The sequence below is a fragment of the Lacrimispora sphenoides genome, assembly GCF_900105215.1.
GTDB classification, from domain to species: domain Bacteria; phylum Bacillota; class Clostridia; order Lachnospirales; family Lachnospiraceae; genus Lacrimispora; species Lacrimispora sphenoides_A.
In genome coordinates this window covers 511,466-533,460 of the sequence record NZ_FOIP01000002.1, presented here as the reverse complement: position 1 = coordinate 533,460, position 21,995 = coordinate 511,466, and the positions used below count along the sequence as shown (strand labels likewise).

20 protein-coding genes, 1 tRNA gene and 1 pseudogene are annotated in these 21,995 nt (G+C 39.3%); 7 read left to right on the top strand and 15 right to left on the bottom strand.

Translation table 11 applies throughout. The annotated features are described in order from the left end of the window. Window positions 1–63 precede the first annotated feature (63 nt). Window positions 64–447, top strand: coding sequence for a TetR/AcrR family transcriptional regulator C-terminal domain-containing protein (locus BMW45_RS19275; RefSeq protein WP_278320819.1), 384 nt, complete (start codon window positions 64–66; stop codon window positions 445–447). A gap of 174 nt (window positions 448–621) precedes the next feature. Here BMW45_RS19275 and BMW45_RS19270 read toward each other — a convergent pair whose 3' ends face one another. The 7 genes from BMW45_RS19270 to BMW45_RS19240 all read right to left on the bottom strand — a co-directional run bounded on the left by BMW45_RS19270 (window position 622) and on the right by BMW45_RS19240 (window position 8,080). Further along, a complete protein-coding gene (locus BMW45_RS19270) occupies window positions 622–906 on the bottom strand; it encodes a DHHW family protein (protein ID WP_092247769.1) in 285 nt (94 codons plus the stop codon). 14 nt (window positions 907–920) lie between these two features. Further along, window positions 921–2,327 carry an MBOAT family O-acyltransferase gene (locus BMW45_RS19265; RefSeq protein WP_092247766.1) on the bottom strand — a complete coding sequence of 469 codons (1,407 nt, stop codon included), beginning with the start codon at window positions 2,325–2,327 and terminating at the stop codon, window positions 921–923. Window positions 2,328–2,339: 12 nt separating this feature from the next. Then, a complete protein-coding gene (locus BMW45_RS19260) occupies window positions 2,340–2,948 on the bottom strand; it encodes an SGNH/GDSL hydrolase family protein (protein WP_092247763.1) in 609 nt (202 codons plus the stop codon). Window positions 2,949–3,104: 156 nt separating this feature from the next. After that, the gene (locus BMW45_RS19255) at window positions 3,105–4,841 is read right to left on the bottom strand and encodes a sensor histidine kinase (protein WP_092247760.1); all 1,737 of its coding nucleotides are present in this window, start codon (window positions 4,839–4,841) and stop codon (window positions 3,105–3,107) included. Continuing rightward, a complete protein-coding gene (locus BMW45_RS19250) occupies window positions 4,838–5,512 on the bottom strand; it encodes a response regulator transcription factor (RefSeq protein WP_092247757.1) in 675 nt (224 codons plus the stop codon). The genes BMW45_RS19255 and BMW45_RS19250 overlap by 4 nt, the downstream gene beginning before the upstream one ends. 188 nt (window positions 5,513–5,700) lie before the next feature. Then, on the bottom strand, window positions 5,701–5,883 hold the full coding sequence (locus tag BMW45_RS19245; protein WP_207649109.1) for a DNA-binding protein: 183 nt from the start codon (window positions 5,881–5,883) through the stop codon (window positions 5,701–5,703). A gap of 247 nt (window positions 5,884–6,130) precedes the next feature. Next, window positions 6,131–8,080 carry an NAD(P)/FAD-dependent oxidoreductase gene (locus tag BMW45_RS19240; RefSeq protein WP_092247754.1) on the bottom strand — a complete coding sequence of 650 codons (1,950 nt, stop codon included), beginning with the start codon at window positions 8,078–8,080 and terminating at the stop codon, window positions 6,131–6,133. A 189-nt stretch (window positions 8,081–8,269) separates the two neighbouring features. Here BMW45_RS19240 and BMW45_RS19235 point away from each other — a divergent pair, with 189 nt between their 5' ends. Both BMW45_RS19235 and BMW45_RS19225 read left to right on the top strand, forming a co-directional pair. Beyond that, window positions 8,270–8,566 carry a winged helix-turn-helix transcriptional regulator gene (locus tag BMW45_RS19235; RefSeq protein ID WP_166433490.1) on the top strand — a complete coding sequence of 99 codons (297 nt, stop codon included), beginning with the start codon at window positions 8,270–8,272 and terminating at the stop codon, window positions 8,564–8,566. Window positions 8,567–8,965: 399 nt separating this feature from the next. Next, a complete protein-coding gene (locus BMW45_RS19225) occupies window positions 8,966–10,252 on the top strand; it encodes an IS4 family transposase (RefSeq protein ID WP_092247745.1) in 1,287 nt (428 codons plus the stop codon). 227 nt (window positions 10,253–10,479) lie between these two features. Here BMW45_RS19225 and BMW45_RS19220 read toward each other — a convergent pair whose 3' ends face one another. Both BMW45_RS19220 and BMW45_RS19215 read right to left on the bottom strand, forming a co-directional pair. Further along, window positions 10,480–11,397, bottom strand: a complete 918-nt coding sequence (locus BMW45_RS19220) for an IS3 family transposase (protein ID WP_278320818.1) — start codon at window positions 11,395–11,397, stop codon at window positions 10,480–10,482. A gap of 43 nt (window positions 11,398–11,440) precedes the next feature. Then, the gene (locus BMW45_RS19215; protein WP_092247739.1) at window positions 11,441–12,118 is read right to left on the bottom strand and encodes a helix-turn-helix domain-containing protein; all 678 of its coding nucleotides are present in this window, start codon (window positions 12,116–12,118) and stop codon (window positions 11,441–11,443) included. A 147-nt stretch (window positions 12,119–12,265) separates the two neighbouring features. Here BMW45_RS19215 and BMW45_RS28000 point away from each other — a divergent pair, with 147 nt between their 5' ends. Next, window positions 12,266–12,409, top strand: a complete 144-nt coding sequence (locus BMW45_RS28000; RefSeq protein WP_166433403.1) for a hypothetical protein — start codon at window positions 12,266–12,268, stop codon at window positions 12,407–12,409. A 133-nt stretch (window positions 12,410–12,542) separates the two neighbouring features. Here BMW45_RS28000 and BMW45_RS19210 read toward each other — a convergent pair whose 3' ends face one another. From BMW45_RS19210 to BMW45_RS19195, 4 genes are all read right to left on the bottom strand, one after another. Next, window positions 12,543–15,194, bottom strand: a complete 2,652-nt coding sequence (locus BMW45_RS19210; protein ID WP_092247736.1) for a cation-translocating P-type ATPase — start codon at window positions 15,192–15,194, stop codon at window positions 12,543–12,545. Between the two features lie 587 nt (window positions 15,195–15,781). Next, entirely contained in the window at window positions 15,782–16,096 is a 315-nt protein-coding gene (locus tag BMW45_RS29155) for a DUF3837 family protein (RefSeq protein WP_242883290.1), read from the bottom strand. 155 nt (window positions 16,097–16,251) lie between these two features. Continuing rightward, window positions 16,252–17,835 (bottom strand): S8 family peptidase, encoded by a 1,584-nt coding sequence (locus BMW45_RS19200; protein ID WP_092247733.1) that lies wholly within the window; start codon window positions 17,833–17,835, stop codon window positions 16,252–16,254. A gap of 226 nt (window positions 17,836–18,061) precedes the next feature. Continuing rightward, window positions 18,062–18,331, bottom strand: a complete 270-nt coding sequence (locus tag BMW45_RS19195; RefSeq protein WP_330390919.1) for a LexA family protein — start codon at window positions 18,329–18,331, stop codon at window positions 18,062–18,064. A 355-nt stretch (window positions 18,332–18,686) separates the two neighbouring features. On the opposite strand from BMW45_RS19195, the gene BMW45_RS27555 reads away from it, so the two are divergent. The 3 genes and pseudogenes from BMW45_RS27555 to BMW45_RS29150 all read left to right on the top strand — a co-directional run bounded on the left by BMW45_RS27555 (window position 18,687) and on the right by BMW45_RS29150 (window position 20,331). Beyond that, a complete protein-coding gene (locus BMW45_RS27555; protein ID WP_143057067.1) occupies window positions 18,687–19,121 on the top strand; it encodes a hypothetical protein in 435 nt (144 codons plus the stop codon). A gap of 37 nt (window positions 19,122–19,158) precedes the next feature. After that, entirely contained in the window at window positions 19,159–19,767 is a 609-nt protein-coding gene (locus BMW45_RS19190) for an ATP-binding protein (protein WP_166433426.1), read from the top strand. A gap of 58 nt (window positions 19,768–19,825) precedes the next feature. After that, window positions 19,826–20,331, top strand: a pseudogene (locus tag BMW45_RS29150) (accessory gene regulator B family protein). A gap of 326 nt (window positions 20,332–20,657) precedes the next feature. Here the strand turns inward: BMW45_RS29150 and BMW45_RS19175 are convergent. Together BMW45_RS19175 and BMW45_RS19170 are read right to left on the bottom strand one after the other, a co-directional pair. Then, window positions 20,658–21,506 (bottom strand): PhzF family phenazine biosynthesis protein, encoded by an 849-nt coding sequence (locus BMW45_RS19175; RefSeq protein WP_092247718.1) that lies wholly within the window; start codon window positions 21,504–21,506, stop codon window positions 20,658–20,660. Window positions 21,507–21,778: 272 nt separating this feature from the next. Beyond that, window positions 21,779–21,851: transfer RNA gene (locus tag BMW45_RS19170), tRNA-Ala, on the bottom strand. Window positions 21,852–21,995: the final 144 nt, after the last annotated feature.

Genomic DNA, 21,995 nt, shown 5'->3' with positions numbered 1-21,995 from the left:
TAATATTTACAATATGTCAAAATTTAATCATTCTTTAAAAGAAAACTTAAATTCACCACCTGAATTTCCTACAAAGGCAATTGTACGACTTATCCAGATGGAGCAATGCTTCATGCGGGCTCAATTCCTATTCATAATGATCTTATTCAGTTAGCACCTAAAATTGAATATCTTGTACGAGCGGGTTTTTCCAAGAGAGACTCTCAAATGGCAATGCTTACAATGAGCCAATTTACTTTAGGATGTGTAGTGGAAGAACAAGCACGAAATAATAGAGATGTATTAAAATCATCACCAGTAGAGAAGTTTAAAGAATCTCAAAGTGATACAGATATGGATTCGTTGACTTCTGATGTGATAAATATATCTGAAAACGGTGCACAGGATACTTTTAAATTCGGACTAAATATCATCATTAGTGGACAGAGAAATATAATGATACAATAAGGAACTATTTGTATTTAAGGATTCTTGGCACTTTCTCTAAGCTCTTAATATAGTCCCTGATAAGTAAAAGACATGGCAAACAGAATACGCATAAAAAAGCCCTCCAAACCCGCAAGTCTGGAGGGCTTATATGGTATCACCTAAGTTAATCGTAATACTCAGCCGTTGGCAGCGTTACTGCCCATAGTGTAATACTAAGTCATTCTGAATATGAACCCAAAAATTCCGGAAAGGGAACTGATCTGAAAAGTATGCTTCTACTTTTGTCTTATAGCTACCATCCATTACCCTATTAACATGGAAGGTAGGCCATTGAGCTAAATAGCGCATTTCATCTCTTGAAAATGTTTTATCCGGTAAAATCAGATGCAACATCAACATGACAAATATAAATAAAAGCGGAATTACACGTACGATACTCTGTAAAGCAGCAGAAGTTTTTTTTCTATTTATTCGCATTGCAATCCTCCAGATTAAAATCGAAAATAAATAAATGGGTTATAGGTTGAGGCAACCATATATACGGTTGAAAAGAACATTAGTATACAATAATATGCGTTAATAGCTAAACTATAAATATTACAATGATTATCTCTAAAATACAATGACACTTTTTTAGGCCATGGAGTAGCGGCAATTATACCAACAATAAATAAAATAGCATAAGCTTTCAGCTCCACAATTGCTTGGCTGTTAATAAGCGCATTGCCTCTCACTCCAAACATGCTCATCAGAAAATTTAACGCATCCGGCAGATTTGTAAATTCAAAAAACACCCAGCCTATCACAACAAATAGCAATGAGTATATATGGCAGACAGCTTTTGGCCATCGTACCATTCTCTTCTGTAAAAACAATTTTTCTATAAATATTAAAGCCCCAAAATACATTCCCCATAAAACGAAATTCCAGCTTGCACCATGCCAGAGCCCTGTAAGAAACCATACGATAAACAGGTTTCGTATCAGTTTCCACTTACCTGCGCGGCTCCCACCAAGAGGAATATATACATATTCCTTAAACCATGACCCAAGGGAGATATGCCACCTCCGCCAAAATTCCGAGATACTTTGCGAAATATATGGATACTGGAAGTTTTCTTTGAAATGGAAGCCAAACATTTTTCCCAACCCTATGGCCATATCTGAGTACCCGCTAAAATCGAAATAAATCTGCAGTGTAAATGCAATAATCCCTGTCCATGCCATGAGTACTGAAATTTCTGTACCGGGCATGACTTTTACTTCGGACCATAGCAGACCTATATTATTGGCAAGAAGCACCTTTTTCGCCAAACCACAAAGGAAGCGTCGCATCCCGGATATGAATTCTTTAAAATTCACACTCCTGTCAGCTAACTGTACTTCAATGTCTGCATAGTTCACAATAGGCCCGGCTACTAGTTGCGGGAACATTGTAATATAAAGAGCAAAAAGATTTAGACTTTTCTGCGATTTTATTTTCCCCCTGTATACATCAATCACGTAGGATAGAGCTTGAAAAGTATAAAACGAAATCCCTATAGGAAGTGCTGGTATTACTATATTTAAATTCCAGCCACTAATGGAGGCTATTGTACTTATTAACATGCCTAAGTATTTAAAATATGCGAGACAGCCTAAATTAAACACCAGACTTATTATTAATAAAAGCTTCCGTTTTTGTCTGCTGGTATTATTATTGTCTAAAAAAGAACCTATGCAATAATTAATCATTATGGAGTTACACATCAATAACACATAGACTGGCTCTCCCCATGCATAGAAAAACAGACTTGCTACAAGCAGTACAATATTCCTCAATTGCTTTCCTAAAGAATAATATAAAATAACTGTGACCGGTAAAAATGCAAATGTAAAAAAAAGACTGCTGAAAACCATATTTCCCCCCCTCTATAATAATTCAGAGAGTTTATTCAGCCACAACTGATAAAATTCTTTCTTGAAATGAACACCGTCTTCAGCAAACAAATCTGAGTTTTCCTTTGCCAATGCTCCTATGTCTACATAATTTACTGATAACTCGTCTGCTAAATCCTTTAAAAGTTCGTTATATTCCTCTATTCTTTCATAGCGAGATTCTAGTTCTAATGCCTCCTGTGTGACAGGCGTTATAGATTGGATATAAATCTTACTGTCGGGCGATTCTTCTTTAATCTTATTGATGAACTTCGTTAAATCATTTCTGAATAATTCTTTAGGATCATCCACAGGCATAAGCATATCATCCGAGCCCAGCATAATGAAGACGTTATCTGGTTTCTTTTCAGCTAAATCATCCATATACTCTTCATAGATATAACCTGCTGTAGCTCCTGCCCCAGCCATCACAGATTCGTTCGGTAGGATTTCATAAACAGCAAAACCCTCGGTAATGGAATCTCCCATAAACACACTGCTCTTAAACTGATTTGTAGCATCCTTTTCAGCCGTTTTATTCCCGCAGGCAACCGTGCCTATCAGAAGAATGCCTATCATGAAACACATCATTAATTTTTTCATATAAATACCTCTTTTCTTTATTTGACACATAGATATTACATCAGCCAAGTGCAGAACAGGTGCAGATGAGATAAATCTCAGATATTATTTTTGCAGAAAAACAGCCATGAAGTATCCTTCATAGCTGTTTTGCTAGTAATTATTATTATTCATTTCTTATAATTGGATCGGCAGTGAAAAGAAAAAGCAGACGCCATCTTTTGTATTTTCCACACCATACGCTGCTTGATGAAGCTCCAGTATTTCCTTGGATATGGAAAGTCCGAGCCCCGTGCCTGATTTAGATGTCCGTGACTCTAAACTGTTGAATTGGTCCCATATCTTTTTTTTATCTTCCTCTGAAATCGGGTTCCCTTGATTTTCCACACTGATTTCTGCTGTCTGTCCGTTGTCATTTACGGTAATTATGATTGCATGTCCATTATCAGTATGCCGGATTGCATTACTGAGAAAATTAGTAATAACACGACTGATTAGCCCTTTATGCCCTACTACCATCTGAGAACTAAATCTCAATGTAAGAGAGAGATTTTTCTCCTGTATTTGTCCAGCCAGCGACCTGCATACTTCTGTAATCACTTTATCTATTTCAAAAGGAGCCATTTCAGGCTTATAGGTGCCAGATTCAAACTTAGCCAGATCCAGCATATTAACAACCAGCATATCCATTCGTTGTATTTCGTCTTCCATTGCCTGAAAGTAATGTTCCCTTTTTTCGGCTGCAATTCCGTCTCTTAAAATAGATAGGCAACTTTTCATAACAGCAAGAGGCGTTTTCAACTCATGAGATACCCCTGCAATAAATTCCTTCCGTGTGTTTTCCAGCTGCTTCTCTTTATCTAGGTCCTGTTTCAGCTGACCAATATATGATTCCATCTGGTTCGATAGGTAATTGATATTTTGGGATAGTTGACCAATTTCATCGGCGGAACGCACCGGCAGCTTTTCCGTAAAATCCATGTTTGCTATTTTCCCTGTAATCTTGTTGATGAATATCAGCGGTTTAGCCAGCCACTTAGAAAAAACAAATGCCAAAAGAATAACGCATAGAACAGTAAATCCAAAAAAGTAAGGATAGAATTGTCGAATAACCGATATTGCTTCGCCTACCGGCTGAAGAGAGGTCATGGCAAAAATATATTCCGTCACCCCATTTTCAACAACCGGTTTGATAATTATCTTGTATTCTGCAAAATTTTCTGTTGCACTATGCTCTTCCGTATGCTGAAGGGGTTTCGCATCATCAGCCAGAAGCCTGGCTTGAAATTCTTTTATCTGTTCCAGAAAATACTGTTCATTGTAGGGAAACTGAATATCCAGCGCACGTTCCGGAAATACAGCTTTCGCTATTGTACCCCTTAATATACCGACTGCAAGGTGACTATAAGCCTTATCAGCATCAGGGCCATGTAGCTTATTTGCAATGCTCATATTTAGAACTCCGATTAAATCAGTCTGTATATTGTAAGGTATCGTTTCACCTGCTATATTAACGGTATCAATAACCACCTCATCACCGACTTCTAATAACGAGAGTACATCGGAAGAATAGTCTCCTTGAAATGAGTACATTGGGATTCGCAAATTATCCTGGGATTCATTATCCAGTTTCACTTCGATATAGTAATTTTCCACATCACAGATACGTCCATATTTATCTAATTTTGTTATCCATATATGGTTATTCTTATAAAATTCTCCTGATGCTGCTTCCGTTCTTTTTTTCGCTGCCGTATCTGTGTATTCGCTCATGTACATTTTAAGAGAATCTGACTTCTCATTAACGTAATATTTCTCAAAGAAGTAATTTTGAGCGATACCTATGAATAAAAGCATTGTGGAGAATAGCATAGTTGTTAACAAAAACCATTTAAAAACAATACTTTTTTTCATAGCTGTTCCTCTTCGAATTTATATCCCGAACGGATAACCGTAACAATGCAGCTGCCTCTGCTGCCTAACTTTGCACGCAGATTTCTGATATGGCTGTTCACTATCTTTTCATCACCATAAAAATCATAACCCCATACTTTAGCGATCAGTTGCTCTCTGGTAATTACAATCCCTTTATTTTGCATTAAGTAAGAGAGAATTTCAAATTCTGTATGTGTCAGATTAATTGTAATGCCATCTACAGAAACAAGTCTTGATCCCATATTTATGACAATACCGCCAGATGATATCAGCATTCCATCTATAGTACCTGAGTATTTTTCAAGAAAGCGTTTCACTTTTGCCATTAAAACACGGGGACTATATGGTTTGATCAGATAATCATCCGCTCCCAACTCATATCCTAAAAGAGAGTCGTCCTCATCTGAACGAGCGGTTAAAATGATGATCGGGATACTGGAATTTTTCCGTATTCTTCGGCATACTGACCAACCGTCAACCTTTGGCAGAACAATGTCTAAGATAACTAAATCAACAGAATTTGATTGAAACAGCTCTAAAGCTTTTTCACCATCTGCAGCCTCTAATACCTGATATCCATCCTCAATCAGATAGTCGATTATCACTTCGCGTAAAATATCTTCATCTTCAACAACCAATATTTTATTCATTATATAGCCTCCATAACATCTAAAGTATAGGCGCTGCATTTTGATAAACAAAACCCTTCTTCGCTCGTACAGCGTATGTCCGATTCAAGACTCTCTTTGACTACACACTTTTTAAGTAACACCACTAATTTTATATTATCAGTAATTAGAATTTTGTTTCCCATTTTCGATGCCTCCCTCCGAATTATTTACACATTTATCCTCTTTTTTTCTTTTTGCATCTGTAGGCTTTTCTGCATTTTCGGTATTGCCCTGGCATGTCCAAATCGGATTGCTCCGACGATTCGTTTTTCTTCGCAGAGCTTTTGAATTCTGCGTTCAGAAATTCCCCATTTACCAGCTACTTGCCGGACGGAAATATAATCAAGCATATTCGTCTCCATATTGAATATATCTTTTAGTATATACGGAGAAACGAATAAAATCAAACAAACTTTAAAATATACATTATGTCACTGTCACCCCATTAAGTTAAATGCATTCGGTATCGTTGAAACCAGAACTGGCAGCAGCACCTATGTTGTCTAATATACGAAAAGTCGCCATTTTCCCGATTCGGAAACGGCGACTTTACTATTTTTAATGAATGCATCCAAATTCTTGATATGTCTTCATTGCTTATATGAGGTATGCAACATCCATAGCACTTCTGGTTGCTGAACGCATGTTTCCAACCTTAACACTATCGCCAATTTGGTAAACTGGAATTCCTGCAGTACCTAAGCTGTCAATGATTTCTCTGCCATATGGACGACTGCCGACTGCCGAGATAATTAAGTCTGCCCGAACCACCGCTTCCTTTCCTTCAGCAGTTTCAAACATAACCTCGTTGTCAGCAATTTCCGTTACCAAAACCCCTGTTTCAATCCGTATATTTTCTCGCAGATATGCTTCTAAAAATTCCCGGTGCATTGGTTCTTCATCTGTACATATCACATTTGATTTTTCAAGAATTGTAATCTTATAACCTTTCTTGTGCAGAAAATGTGCCGTTTCACAGCCAACCATACCTCCACCGATGATCACAGCTATCTTTCCCCGTAAAAGCATTTCTTCATTACCACCTAAAATATCCCATGCTGTGGTAACCTTTTCTTTGCCCATAATCGGAGGTTTCACGGGCCTTGCTCCTGTTGCAATAACAATCGCATCAACAGCAATAGAATTTAGCATTTTGGCATCTGTCTCTGCATTTAACTTTACTTTTATGCAAAGCCGTTTAATCTCCTGCTGATACCAATGCAATGCCTTCTGAATTACTTCTTTATGGGGCGCCATACCTGCCAATATCATTTGCCCTCCCAGTTTGTCGGTTCTTTCTGTGATTGTCACATCATGACCTCTTTTAGCAGCAATAATTGCCGTCTGCATACCCGCAATACCACCACCGACAATCATTACCTTTTTACGAATACCGGCAGCTGGCACATTGTGTTCGCTGTATTGATGCTCATAACCAGTATATGGATTTATTGCACAACGCAGATTTCCATGTCGAAATAATTGATCTATGCAGCCATCATTGCAATTCAGACAAGGTCGAATTTGCTCTTCTTGACCATACTCAAGTTTTCTAACCCAGAATGGATCACATAGTAGCTGGCGACCAATGCAAATAAGATCGGTTTTCTCTTGTTCTATCACTTCATTACAGAAAGATGGGGAGCGAAATTTTCCGACTGCCGCCACTTTTGCTGTTGTCATGGCTTCTTTGACCGGAGTAGCCATATATAACCGACCGCCTTCGTCCTGCCATTGGCTCTCTGTATCCATGCATTGACTTTTGAAAAAGCCCATAGTGGCGTTTATCATATCAGCACCTGCCGTTTCACATAGACGGGCCACCTCAACCCCTTCTTCAATACTTAACCCATTAGAAATCTCTAAATCTTTGATAGCAAGACGAACACTGATCATAAAATTGCCAGGACACCTCTTTTTTATTCCAGAAATAATTTCTGTCAATATGCGTGCCCTATTTTTCAGTGCTCCACCATACTCGTCCGTTCGATGATTATATTCAGGCGTTAAGAATTCATTGATCAGGTATGTTGAGGAAGCATGTACTTCGACGCCATCTAAGCCAGCCTTATAGAGCATTTCTGCAGCAAAGATATGTTTTTCGATGATCTCGTTTATTTCATCATGTGACATTTCTCTGGCCTTAAACCAAAGGTCGCCATCATACCCCGAAGGCGACATAGAAAGTTCTCCATTGTTATATTCCGGGTCTGAAAGAAAACCACCATGATGAATCTGTGCAATAATCTTTGTGTCATAGCTATGTACAGACTCCGCCAACCGACGCCAATCCGGCATTACGGAATTGCTGTTCACCTTTGGCTGACGCTCAACGATCAAACCATGGGGAAAATCTACTGCTGAACATTCTGTTATGATTAATCCAACACCCCCTCGTGCTCGTTCTGTGTAATAGGCAATGGAATTGGGGCTAAGTGTTCCGTCAGCATTCGCCAGGTTATTCGCCATCGGCGGCATGATAAAACGATTTTTTAATGTAATTGAGCCAACCTGAATTGGCTCAAATAATTTCCTATATTCAGTCATCTTTTCTCCCTTCAGATCGATTAAGTTAAATATGTACAATTCCGTTAACGTTTTGTGATTTCATTATAACTACCCTCCAAACTACTTGCAAGAACGCACTTTTATGATATATACTGACATAAATGATAGATAGGGGGAATAATTTTGAAACGGAAACCAGAACATTATCGTTGCGCTGTTGAAGCTACCATGGACTTAATCGGTGGAAAATATAAATCGCTTATATTATGGTATTTGAATGATAACAAAATTTTGAGATTTAATGAATTATCACGTTATATTCCTGATGCAACGCCAAAAATGCTGACCCTACAGTTGCGTAACCTTGAACAAGATGGCTTGATTGAGCGAAAAGTTTATCCCGAAGTGCCACCTAAAGTAGAATACACACTTACAAGCTTTGGCAAAAGCCTTTTTCCAATTTTGAATGCTATGGATAACTGGGGGCTTAAATACCTGGATGATAACGGTATTATTATTGGCTAAAATTTATAATGGATTTAATGCCTTGACGAAAAAAGCCGCCAGTCGGCTGGAGAATGCCTCTTTTTTAATCACATATCTGAAATTTTCCGGTCAGCACAACTTTTTTAATATTGAAAGGTACATTTTCATAGCTGAAAATGTACCTTTCAATATTTGTCCTTGATATTTACCAAGTGTCCCGTACCTATAAATAAAATTAAAGCCACAAGCTTTTGATATGCCCCCTGTCAAGTCAATGTCATTAAGTTAAGAAGAGCTAAACGCTTACACCTACAATACAAAATGTAGGATAAGCGTTTTTTCTTGTGCACACATATAAAAATTTTGAAAAAACACTTGACAAGAATACAAAAGTCTGTAGCCAAGCCTTGAAAGACATTTTTTCAAGGAGGCAAAGTAATGGAACCTAAAAAGATCAAGAAAATATTATCCGATATAATCCAATTTATGTCACATAACCCCGCAGATTTCGTGAAAAGAGTTGATGTTGACTTCACACGAAACCGGAAATTATCCTTCGAAACAGTACTGAAGATGTTGATAGGAATGGGTGGAAACAACTTATGCAAGGAGTTGTTTGAGTGGTTCAATTATTCTGAGTCTACGGCATCTGTTTCAGCCTTTTGCCAGCAAAGAGACAAGGTTTCTTCCTCAGCGCTAGAATACATTTTCAAAAATATGGTTGCTCAATGTGACGAACATGTTTTATTCAAGGGATATCGTCTTATGGCAGTTGACGGCTCAGATTTGAGGTTACCCGTTAACCCGAATGATAAATATTCCTTTATTAGGAATGATGAGAATACAAAAGGATATAATCTTCTGCATCTTGATGCAATGTATGATCTATTACAACATATTTATGTGGAGGCTTCTGTTCAAAGCAAACGAGGAATGAACGAGCATAAAGCACTCATATCAATGAACGACCAATCCAACATTCAAGGAAAAGTAATCGTAATAGCAGATAGAGGATATGAGTCCTTTAATAATATCGCACATTTCCAAGAAAAGCATTGGAATTACATAATAAGATCCAAGGAATCATACGGGATTAAGATTAATCTTCCAACGGATAAAGAGTTTGACATTGAAACAATTATCACTCTTACCAGAAGACAAACAAAAGAATCTAAGGAATTGATGAGGGTAGATCCGTATAGATATCGTTGGATCCAACAACACACAACATTTGATTACTTACACCCAAGAGAAAATAAGCTATATGATTTACCTATCAGGATTGTTCGCTTTAAGATTTCTGAGAATTCCTATGAAACACTCTTTACTAATTTACCAGCAGATGATTTTCCGGCAGAAACGTTAAAGCTCTTGTATAAAATGAGATGGGATATTGAAACGTCTTTTCGGGAGCTAAAGTATAATATTGGCTTGGCTAGTATTCATAGCAAGAAATATGATTTGATACTTCAAGAAATTTTCTCGAAACTGATTATGTATAATTTTTCTGCATTGATAGCATATCAGATAAAAACGCCTCCAAACAAAAGAATTAACTTCTCAAATGCAGTAAACTTTTGTCGTCAGTATTACAACGGGAAGATAACTGAAAAGATTTTGCTTGCATTGATACCAAAGTACTTATCTTCTATACGTCCTGATAGGATATATAAAAGATATCAAAACATAAAAAACGCAATTGGATTTGTATACCGGATTTCCTAGCCGCTACTAATGGAATACGAATTTGCAGATGATCATAAATGCTCATCTGTTTTTGGCATGCGCTTTTACACAAAAATGGCGAACTCATAATTGAATTCGCCACCTACTTCATAATCTTATCTATTGACTTTCTTCTTAACTTAATGACATTGCCTGTCAAGTAGACAGGATAAATATCTAAAATGAAGTGCTTAAAAACGGTCACACATATTTGTGTGGACGTTTTTCTATGCACACCATTTCTCTTTATATTTCTCAATTCGTTTGTTTTCAGGAATCGGATATTCCTTTGGCCTTTCGGAAGATAGCGCTTCGGTTCTTACCTCCAGCGGTGTTTTACAATGATATCTATCTTGAGGACGCTCTTTTCTATAAAACCTTATATAATCCTTTATTGCATATCTCAATGATTCTTCATCCATGATTTCATACATTTGGTACATCTCTGTTTTAATGATACCCCAAAAGCCTTCTGTAGGACCATTATCAATACAGTGACCAACTCTGGACATTGATTGTTCCTTTTCCTGAACTTTTAGTTTCTTTTGGAATACTTTGCTTGTATATTGAAAGCCTCTATCACTATGAAAAATAGGTTTTGCATGGGGATTTGAAGAGATTGCTTTATCAAATGTTTTAAATACCAAATTATTATCATTCCTGCTGCTGATTACATACGAAACAGGATACCTGTCATACAGATCTATGATTGCACTTAAATACAACTTCTTTTTCTCTCCCGGAACTTTGAATTCGGTTACATCTGTTGTCCACTTTTCATTTGGCGCTGTTGCATAGAAATCTCTATTAAGCTTATTCTCAGATGTTGTTTCAGGTGTAGTTGAATTATATTTCTTCTTTTTCTTTCTGATGACTGAATGTATACTCAACTTCTTCATAATCCTGTGTACTCTGTTTTGGCTATAGTTGGTATGATTGAAGTTATTAATCCATGAAGTCATTCTGCGATAGCCCAGGATATGACGAAAGCGTTCATCGTATTCTTTGATAAGTTCTGCAAGCTTAATATTACCTAATTCCTGTTCCGGAGTCTCACGATGTAACCATTTATAATAAGCCGCCCGGGATATTCCAAGCTGTTTGCACATCCATTCGATGCTCCATTTCTTTGTTTCATAAAATATCCAACAGCTAAATATTTTGGTTCATAGCGCAGTTTTCCAAGTCTCACATCCTTTCGAATTCTTTCACTTTTTTTAACAATTCAACTACCATATCTTTTTCTTCAAGTTGGCGTTTGAGCCTGAGATTTTCCCGGCGCAAACGTTCTAATTCACCTATCTCATCATCGGTCTTATGACGACCACGTTTATCTGATAATCCCTCTTCTCCATTCGCATCGTACTTTTTCACCCACGAATAGACCTGACTGTATGAAACATCATAGATGCTTGCAGATTCTTTATAATCACGATTATGCTTAAGACAGTATTCAACGATTTCTTTGCGTTCTTCAATGGATGTTCTTCTTCTTGCTACTGCCATATAGACCTCCTTTTTAGGATCATAATCCTTAAGTTCTCTATTGGCATTATAACGCTTTATCCAGTTTCTGAGTACCGCTCTGGAAGATATATTGTATTTAGCAACGATATCATCTACACTTCCTTCACCTGATAAAACAGCTTCAACACACATAGTTTTAAAATCAGATGAATAGGAAGTGTTACCTGATTTGTGAGCGAATGCTGCAATTCCATAAATCCTATATTTTGAAATCCATTCTCTTAAGGTTTTACTTCCAATGCTATATTTAGCAGATATATAATCGTAGGAACCAACTCCATCAAGATACTCCTGTGAAACCTTTGCACGGAATTCAGGAGTGTGTGGTGATTTTGCCATAAAATAATGCTCCATAAGTAGATTTTGGTTATTTACCATATCTACTTATGGAGGATCATATCACTTATTAGCCTGTGGTTCATTTTCTTTTGTATGTACAGCATGTATAAATTTATAAAATAAATTATTCACGGAGCAAAACTGATTATGAAAACAAATGAAACACAGATAAAAGATGTTGAATTACAAAAGAAGAAAATTCGTGAGCGATATAAAGGCATTGATCCAGTTGAGCTCGAAGTTATTCCTGCCGCACCACAAGAAAGCTTTGATGCATGGTTCAGCCCCTAAAACGTAGCATAGCAAAACATATGATGAACCGTACCCTTCTAATATTTTCTTTGCTTAGTTCCAAGTCACAGTCATCTTAACCTTTCCAGGATACTTGCAGAGGGAGAGGCGAATCCCCCTCCACCAATCCAGTTTAACATACTCTAAGTCGCTTTACCCATTTCACAACTTCCACCTGAATAATGGAGAGCAGAGACAGGACAATCACTACCAGCCATTGTGTGCCGGATAACAGGGTCAGCCGGAAAGCGTTTTGCATTGCCGGGATAAAGAGGATACATAGCATAAGGAGCGCCGATACTCCGAAGGAAAGGAACAGCCACGGGTTCACCCCTTCCGCCCGCACCCAGATCGGCTCCGTGTTAGAGCGCTGATTAAAAGCACGTAGCATTTGTGAGAAGGCTAGTGTACAGAAGGCCATGGTCTGGCCCACGGTATGGTTCTCCATGCTCATGCCGATCCAGTAGGCCACAATCGTCATAGCCGCTACAAAGATACCCTGCATTACGACCCGGCGAACCAAATCTTTCTCAAACAAGGTGCCGGATTTTACAGGCTTATGCTTCATAATATTTTTGCTGGCAGGGTCAACACCTAGCGCAAGTGCGGGCAAGGTTGCCGTGGCAAGGTTTACCCAAAGTATGTGTACCGACAACAGCGGTACATCCCAGTTAAAAATAGTAGCCACGAACAAGGTCAGGATTTCGGCAATATTCCCCACCAACAGGAATTGGATTACCTTCTGAATGTTGCGGTACACCCGACGGCCTTCTTTAATGGCGTATGCAATGGTGGTAAAGCTGTCATCCAGCAAAATCATGTCGGACGCATCCTTGGCAACATCTGTGCCGGTTACACCCATTGCCACACCAATGTCCGCCGCCTTCAGGGCTGGTGAATCATTTACGCCATCGCCGGTCATGGCCGCCACCTCGCCGGTTCGCTTCAGGCTCTCAATAATGCGCAGCTTATCAGCCGGCGATACACGGGCAAATACCGTGGTCGTTTTTACCGTTTCGTCCAACTCGTCGTCGTTCAGGGCATCCAGCTCGTCGCCAGAGATTGCCGTATTTCCCTCTCGGTAAATATCAAGTTCTTTTGCAATAGCGAGGGCCGTCACCTTATGGTCACCAGTAATCATAATTGTTCGGATACCAGCCTTGCGGCAGGTACGTACTGATTCTGCCACTTCCTTTCGGGGCGGATCAATCATACCCACTGCACCTACAAAGGTCAGATTATATTCCAAGTCATCATCATCAATGGGGAGTGTGGAGAGTGTCCGCATGGCAAAGCCTAGCACACGTAGAGCGTTTTCCGACATGGTAAGGCACAGCTTTGAGATATTGGTCTTGTCGATTTCTGTAATAGACCGGACACCATCCGCCGTCAGAATATGCGTACACAGTGGAAGCATTTCATCCACCGCTCCCTTGGTATAAGCCGACCATCTTCCTTCTATCCGGTGAACAGTTGTCATGCGCTTCCGGTCGGAATCGAAGGGCTGCTCAAAGATACGTGGATATTCATCCTCTAAGGATTCATGGTCGATCCCAAACGTCTGCGACATATAGATCAGTGCGCCTTCGGTGGGATCACCAATAATCTCGCCCTTCCGGTCAGGGTTAAGACTTGCGTCGTTGCAAAGTGCTGCCGCATAGACCAGCTCTTTATACACCTTTGGGTGCTGGTCGGCGGCAGTCTCTATAGGTGTTGTCTTTCCGGCCTCAAAATCCCCGTTGACCGCAATATGGGTCACGGTCATTTTATTCAGGGTAAGCGTACCCGTTTTGTCAGAGCAGATTACCGTGGCACTGCCCAGCGTTTCCACTGCAGGGAGATTGCGGATCAAAGCGTTTTTCTTTGCCATACGCCGAACGCCCATCGCCATGACAATAGTGGCCGTGGCGGGCAGGCCCTCCGGAATAATGGAGATAGCCAGAGAAATTGCCACAAGGAATTGTGGGATAAGTGGGCGCTGGTACAGCGCACCAATTGCAAAAATCAGGACACATATAATCAGGCCCACAACCGTCAGCGTTTTACCCACCGCATTCAGCTTGCGTTTGAGCGGGGTTTCCAGATCACCCTGATTGTCAAGCATACCAGCAATGTTTCCCACCTCGGTATTCATACCGGTTGCAATTACCACGCCCATAGCGCGGCCATAGGTGACAATTGCGGAAGTATAAACCATATTGCTGCGGTCGCCCAGTACACAATCTTCCGACAGCAGTTCGTCTTCATCCTTTTCCGAGGGTACGGATTCCCCGGTGAGTGAGGCTTCCTGTACTTTCAGGTTTGCAGAATTGATGAGGCGCATATCGGCGGGAACCATATCTCCGTCGCCAAGCAGCACCACGTCGCCCACTACCAACTCGCTGGCTGGGACAATACTTTCTTCCCCCTGCCGCAGAACCCGCGCCGTGGGGGCGCTCATATTGCGTAGAGCTTCCAATGAGGATTGCGCTTTTTTCTCCTGCACAATACCAATCAATGCATTGATTACCACGATTGTAAAAATAACTAACGCTTCTGTCCATTCCTGCAATATGGCGGAAAATACCGCCGCGCCTATGAGAATCAATACCATAGGGTCAACAATTTGCGCTTTCAGCATTTGAAGAATGGTTTTCGGCGGTTTCGAGCGCAGCTCATTTCGCCCATTTTTTCTTAGCCTTTCGTTTGCCTCGGCATCACTTAGCCCCTCCTCCGAAGTATGTAATACTCCATATACCTCTTCAAGCTTTTTAGTGTGCCAAGGCACCTGTCTGTGATTATCCATTTAGGATATACCACTCCTTTCTTTGATTAAATTATGATTTATATTCTGACCGCCTTTAGGCAGAGGTCAACAAAAAAGAAATATAAAAAGACATAGCCTACTAACCCCTTAAAAAGGGCGCAGGTTATGTCTATATATGAAAACAATTTAAGTTACAAACATTATGTGAGTTACTTCGGTCAGCGTCGCTACTGTCGGCGTCGTCCATAATCGCAGTTTAATTCCTTTCCTCAAATATATTTGTGTATTATTATATAGGATGTGGAGTGTGGTGTCAACATGGTATCGTAAAAATTTACTTTACGAACTTTGAAATGCCCTAAATGTGTGACTTCTAAGTTGGCTATGAAAGTCTTAAAACTGCATTATTAGAACAATACCGAAAGGTCATGCGCTCTGGGTAAATTTGTTCTGCTTTTTTACCATACCATAACCTTTGGCAGCCATAATCAAAATAGATAATTACCTTTACTATGCGTCTTGGCAGAAATATCTTAGTTGGATAAAACATATCCTGATGCTAACATATTTGACAATCTTGCCCGAAGTAATAGCCTTTTGTCAACTAAAAAAAGCTCAAAAGGCTATTACCTTTTACCTATATGTCGGTACTTTGTAAGCTGGTTCAAATACGCGCTGCTCATTATAATATATTGCAACAGGTCATATAATTCATTTGTAATAGTCCCTGACTTAATATATCCAAGCATGTTAATTATTTTAGCTGCGTACTCAGATGGCACAGGCTTACCAGTAATTTGCTTATAAAGTTCATCCTTCATATCCTCCAAAGCATCACGCTTTTGTGGTACAGGAAGCCCGTATATCTTTGCCAGAATTCCAATTGCACAACAACATTCATTTGCAGATGTTAGTGTGACCCCTTGGAACTGTAACTTTATCTCTATAGCTTGCTAGTTGATGTAAAATACCATGATGATTTTCCTTTGTTTATTTTAACATACATTCTATGAATATAGTAAATAAAATAAAGCAGTATTTCGGCCAGAAATATGTACACTACGGGCAATTTTTACAGGAAAGAGAGCAGAGGATTTTAAAGGCTTAAGCCACTGAAAACACCCAGAATATTAATTTGTCCGTATCCCCACATGTTATTTGGGTATGTGATAGCGGCACTCCGGGTAGCCCCACGTATCATAAGACGGTTGATCTCTTTTCCTGTAATGGTTGTAAAATTTCCTCGGACGATTGCCCATTCCAAGAGCATAGCAATGATACCGGAGGCATGTGCGGCTGCAGCTCCTGTACCGGTGGCACTACCATAACGATTGCCGGGCAGAGGACATGTAATCTGGTATCCAGGTGCTGCAAGATCCGGAACAACCGTACCGGAGGTGGAAAAACCTCTGCTTGAATTGATTAGAATACTGTCATTAAATTGATTGTAAGCGGTTACGGTAAGCGGATTGCCGGCATTTCCTGGATTCGTTATAGTGATTTCAGGAGTAGATTCAAGAAAGAATGTTTCCTCGGAGATAATAGGCCCCGAAGGCAGCCAGGCATCAAAAATGAGTGGCTGATGATCTATATTATCAATTCTTATCTTCCATAGGCCTGCCATAGCCTGCTGAAAGCGCACAATGATGAGCTGGGCTCCAGCTTCTTCCTCCAGGATAAAGTTACTTACATAAAGTATGGTGGACTCAAAAACTAAATTAAATCTACGGCATTCTTTTAAACGAGGATAAATGACCTGCGTAGTTTCACCGGTTGGTGAGGTAAGCATAATGGTCAACCGGTACGGAGAGAAATTCCAGAGTTCAAAAAAGAAATCCGTGTCATGATCTCCGATGCCTAATTCAAAATCCCTGTAGAAATCGGGCGACGTAAGGGCTCCTCTGAAATGTCTTCTGTTATTTCCTTCATTTCCGGCGGCAATGCATGGTAATATACCGGGATAAGTCGCCAGATTGTTTATGTATGACGGAAATAGTCCAGTTCCGTTATGTCCACCCTGGCTTGTGCCGACTCCAATGCACAGAACCAGCGGCCTGTTAAGTTGTTCGGCCACAGAACGGATATATTCAATACCCAACAGAATATCTGATTCTTGATAGCAGTCAATGTCGTTCCTGACAAAAAAGATTTTCCGGTTATATTGCTTTGCCTGTTTTAGTTTGACAACCACCAGTTCCGCTTCCGGGGCAACACCTTGGAACTCCTCAGCCGGATTAGGGCTCCCGGCAGCGATACCGGCCAGCATGGTTCCGTGGCCATTGTCATCCCGTGTAGATACGATGGATGCAGGGTTGATGGCTCTCAACGCAAGGTTTATGCTTTCTCTTTTAAATTCTGTTCCAAATGTAAATCCCTGAGGAGGGTCTCCTTCTTCCAATGTCTGATCCCAAATGGAAAATATCCGGGTGGTTCCAGCCGGGTTAAGAAATGCCTTATGCTCATAATCAATTCCTGTATCAACAAAACCTATTAATATTCCCTGTCCAAACAAAGCAAAATTAGGGTTGTTCTGTATGACCGTAATACTAGATTTTTCCAGGCTAATAGTGGAATCGAGTGTAAAAAGAAGCGGAAAAGTAGAGTATTGCTGATCTCCGAGAAGGCACATGTTAAATTGGCTGACTGGAATATGATAGATAGAATATCTGTCATTAATCATAGTCACATTTCCATTTACACGAAGCTGATCTGCTAATTTATTGTCTATTATTAGATCAAAATAATTTTCATCAATAATTTCGATGTCAACCCCTCCTTTACATCAGGTTTCATTTTTAATATTTTATGAGTGGATAGGGCTTGAAATGAACAGAATGAAAATTTCTTTTATCAGAACAAAGTTCTTATGATAGTAAAAATTGTAAGTTTACATGGAATAGCTCTAGTTAACGTATTCCAGCTCTAAAAACTCCAATTAGCTTTCCTAAAATTTCAATATGATCCACAATGATTGGTTCCATTGTATCGTTTTCTGGCTGAAGGTGATAATGTCCGTCCTCCTTGAAGAAGCACTTTACTGTAGCCGAATCATCTATTAAAGCAACAACTATATCACTGCTGTCTGCACTAGAGTCGACATTGACGATAATCATATTACCATCTATTATCTTGGCATTAACCATACTATTCCCTTTTACCTTTAGCAATGTGGTAATAGTACCTGACAGCCAGTCAGATTTTTATCCATCTCGTTTCTTAAGCTGTTAGAATGTAAGGAGCAATAGGTATGGCGGATCCTTTCTTGGTCTTCGCGTCCGTATGAAAGACTGTTAACCAGCTCCTCATTCGCAGAATCATAAGGATCTTAGGCTGGTTGGATGTGCCAGCAACTTAGGAATCAATCAGCAAAACTTGTCCCGTTGGAAAAGGGAACTGAAAGATTCTGGCGAAAGATGATATGAATATTGGGCTATCTATTGTTGAGCGGTTTGCTGAAATTTCCACCATTGCCTTACATATTTACTTTTTATATCGTACCCTGGATACAAAAGTAGGAAGAAAAAACAAATAGTGGCAGGAATCGTTTTTGTATGTATAAGAATGGCCTACTATACTTTAGGTTTCCCTTATCGACCGTACTTCTCAGTAGTCTCTGGAATAATTTATGCCAGTTTTGTGTTTATAGGTAAATTCAAATCCTATGGGATTTGGACAATTATTCCGGTTGCATTAGATGGAATTGTTGAAACGGCAATCATAAGCCTTTACCTCTTGTTACCCAATACATTTTCTGAACAAGTGGATTCTTTTGGTTCAGTTCGTTTAGTAATGATATTTGCATCCAGAATCATTTTGTTCATCGTTTATTATTTTATAACACTAAAGGTTGATAAGAGCCATACAATGAAATGGCGTGACTGCCTTCCATTGCTCATTGTTTATTTTGATCCTGATGATAGCAAGCATTATTTCATTATACAATTGGCTCACGGTAAACGGAAATGAATTAGCACAATCCAAACTGCAACTTCGTACGGCAGAAATGACGCAAGATCATATCAGCCAAATTCAAGATATATATTTAAAGCTATCTGCAGTCTGTCATGATCTCAATGGTCATTTTTCTGCCATATCAGGGTACCTTAATGCAAAGGACTATAAAGCATTGGAGCAATATATAGGAAACCTAACTGGATTTGATATCGGAACGCAGGAATATGTCAAACATCCTGTGTTAAACGCACTCATTAGCTCAAAGGAAAAAATAGCTCAAAATCTCAATATGAATTTTACTGCTCACATTGAGATGCCTGATAATCTGCCGATCTCAGACGTTGAGCTATGTATTTTGATAAGCAATATTTTGGATAATGCTTTTGAAGCCAACAAAAAGACGGTTGAACCACCTTTTATCGATTTGTGTACTCGTGTAGTAAATTCTTATTGGGTAATTGCTTGTCGCAACGCCACTTATAAGGAGGGGCGGTTCAGGGCTGCTGGATCTTTAAAATCAACGAAGGAAGAGGCTGGGGTTCAGGGCATTGGAACAAAACAAATTCAAAGTATAGCTGAAAAAAGCGGTGGATTTGTAACTTATCGACATGAAAATCATGAGTTTACGACGCTTGTAATGATTAAGCTATCCAAATAAAGAAATTGGGTGTTTTAACAAAAACATTTACATAAGAGTGCTGGATGTGTTAGAAAAAATGATGAAGAAAAGTACAGATTACTTAATACGCAATCATTTTATAGATGAGGACGATAGAGATGTTTACGAGTATGGTTTTCACTCACTATACAATAACATTATTGACATTACTTCTATACTAATTATTTCCGTTTGGCTTAAGCAGGGGGATTCCATGCGAAAACGCATTTTCGTTGCTTTATTATGTCAACATCAATATGGTTGCTTTCTTTATGGGGGATTTCGCATATTGCTGCTACGGAAGTGTGCATTGCTCTTGCAAGATTGTCAGTTTTTTTTGTATGGTTAAAGGCTCCGATAGAACATGTAAATAATCCTTTAAGTATGAAGAAACGTAAGCACATGAAAATATTTAGCCGCATTATAGTAATAATCTTTTTCGTAATAGTTATAGCAACATCTGTTTTGTTGGCAGATAAGCATAATTGGATAGCCGCATCATTGGCATATGGCATGGCTAAACAAATGTTGCTAATCTTGGCAACACTTGTCACAAAGGGTTAAGTAATATCTTGTTTATATATGTAGACATAGGAGTTTGTAGAATACATCTGGTATACTCCTGTGTCTCCTGTGTCTTTCTCATGCTATTTTTTGCCTCCAACTATCCTATGTCATCCGTGGAAGAGCCAAAAAACGGGTCCGAAAACTGCATTTTTCAGCCCCGTTTTTTGCTCATTTTTCACTCAAAAACCACAACATTTTGCGATTCACCTCTGCTATTTCTTCTCTTTACCACAATATATCATCATTGTCACTGTTTCAACATGTGTGGATTGTGTGAAAAAGATACTTCTTGAATCTAGTGAGATCTTGGTAGTAGCGTATATTTAAATTAAAAGTTGTCCTTTCGCAATTATCTTAACATCTCCGGCCACCTTAATGTGTCCTGTGGATTGATCCGCAAATACTTTTATCTTGCTGGGTCTTCCTACGAAACCGCCTTGATTAATTAATATATCTTCATCAGCATTGCAAATATTCCATTTATAGAGATAAGCTCCAGTCGGACCAGCTGCACTGCCGGTTGCTACATCCTCGATCAATCCTCTGTTATCCCAAGTACGACCTTCCATTCTATCTACACTAAACAAATAAACAAATTTAGCTTGAATTTTCTCTAATTGTTCCTCAAAGTCTTTGGTACTGATTTTTGCCTTTTCTAACCCTGTAGCAAGAGGAACAATCAAATATGGTAATCCAGTTGAAACGACCTCCATTGGAAGCGTGGGATGAAGATGGTCTGTTGTAAGATTTAGCGCATGCAAAAACATATTGACCAATTCACCCTCAACAGTTCCCAAAAATCCGGGTACCCCCTGATTCATCGTAGCTTGAAAATAGCCTTCCATTTTTACTGATTCCGCTTGCAAGGTTTTATTGTTTAACTCAAAAACTGCGGTTGCGTTTTGTATTTCTGCATACAGTTTCTCGTGAATTACTGCCATGGCTCCTAAAATCGGATGCCCGGCAAAATCCAATTCCTCTTCCACAGTAAAGATTCTAGCGCGAAAACGCTTCTCTCCGGTCTGTCTGAGAAAAATAGTCTCAAATTGCTTGAACTCCTGCGCAATTGCCTGCATATATTGCATACTCATATCTTCTTCATGAAATATAACGGTCAAGCCATTCCCTGACAGAATTTCAGAGCTAAACACATCTACATGATAATAAATCATTTGCTTTCTCCTTCTTCACCGCATAGCATTTATTTAACAAGTTGTTTTTTATATGGTACTCTCCAGCAAGCAAATCACTTTTGTATACCCCGTATAAGAAAACCTATCTACGGGTTTCTAAAACATAATCATCAGTTCAATTTTGACGAGTAAAAAAAGGCACATTTTGAAAAATGAAAACATACCCTTTTGTCCTTAATTTACCAAGTGTCCCGTCCCTATAAGTTATAATTTAAGCCACAAGCGTTCATGCCTGTGGCTAATTGTTTAAGTGGAGATAGTGGGATTCGAACCCATGACCTCTTGAATGCCATTCAAGCGCTCTCCCAGCTGAGCTATACCCCCATATGGTCGAAAACCCTTTATCTATACGGGTTTCCAGCATTTTACTTTTTTAAATCTACTTCTTCTTTGAGGGGTCGTTTACCGGACATCTCGCGCTCCCAGCTGAGCTATACCCCCATGTCCGCTATTATAGCAAAGCATTAA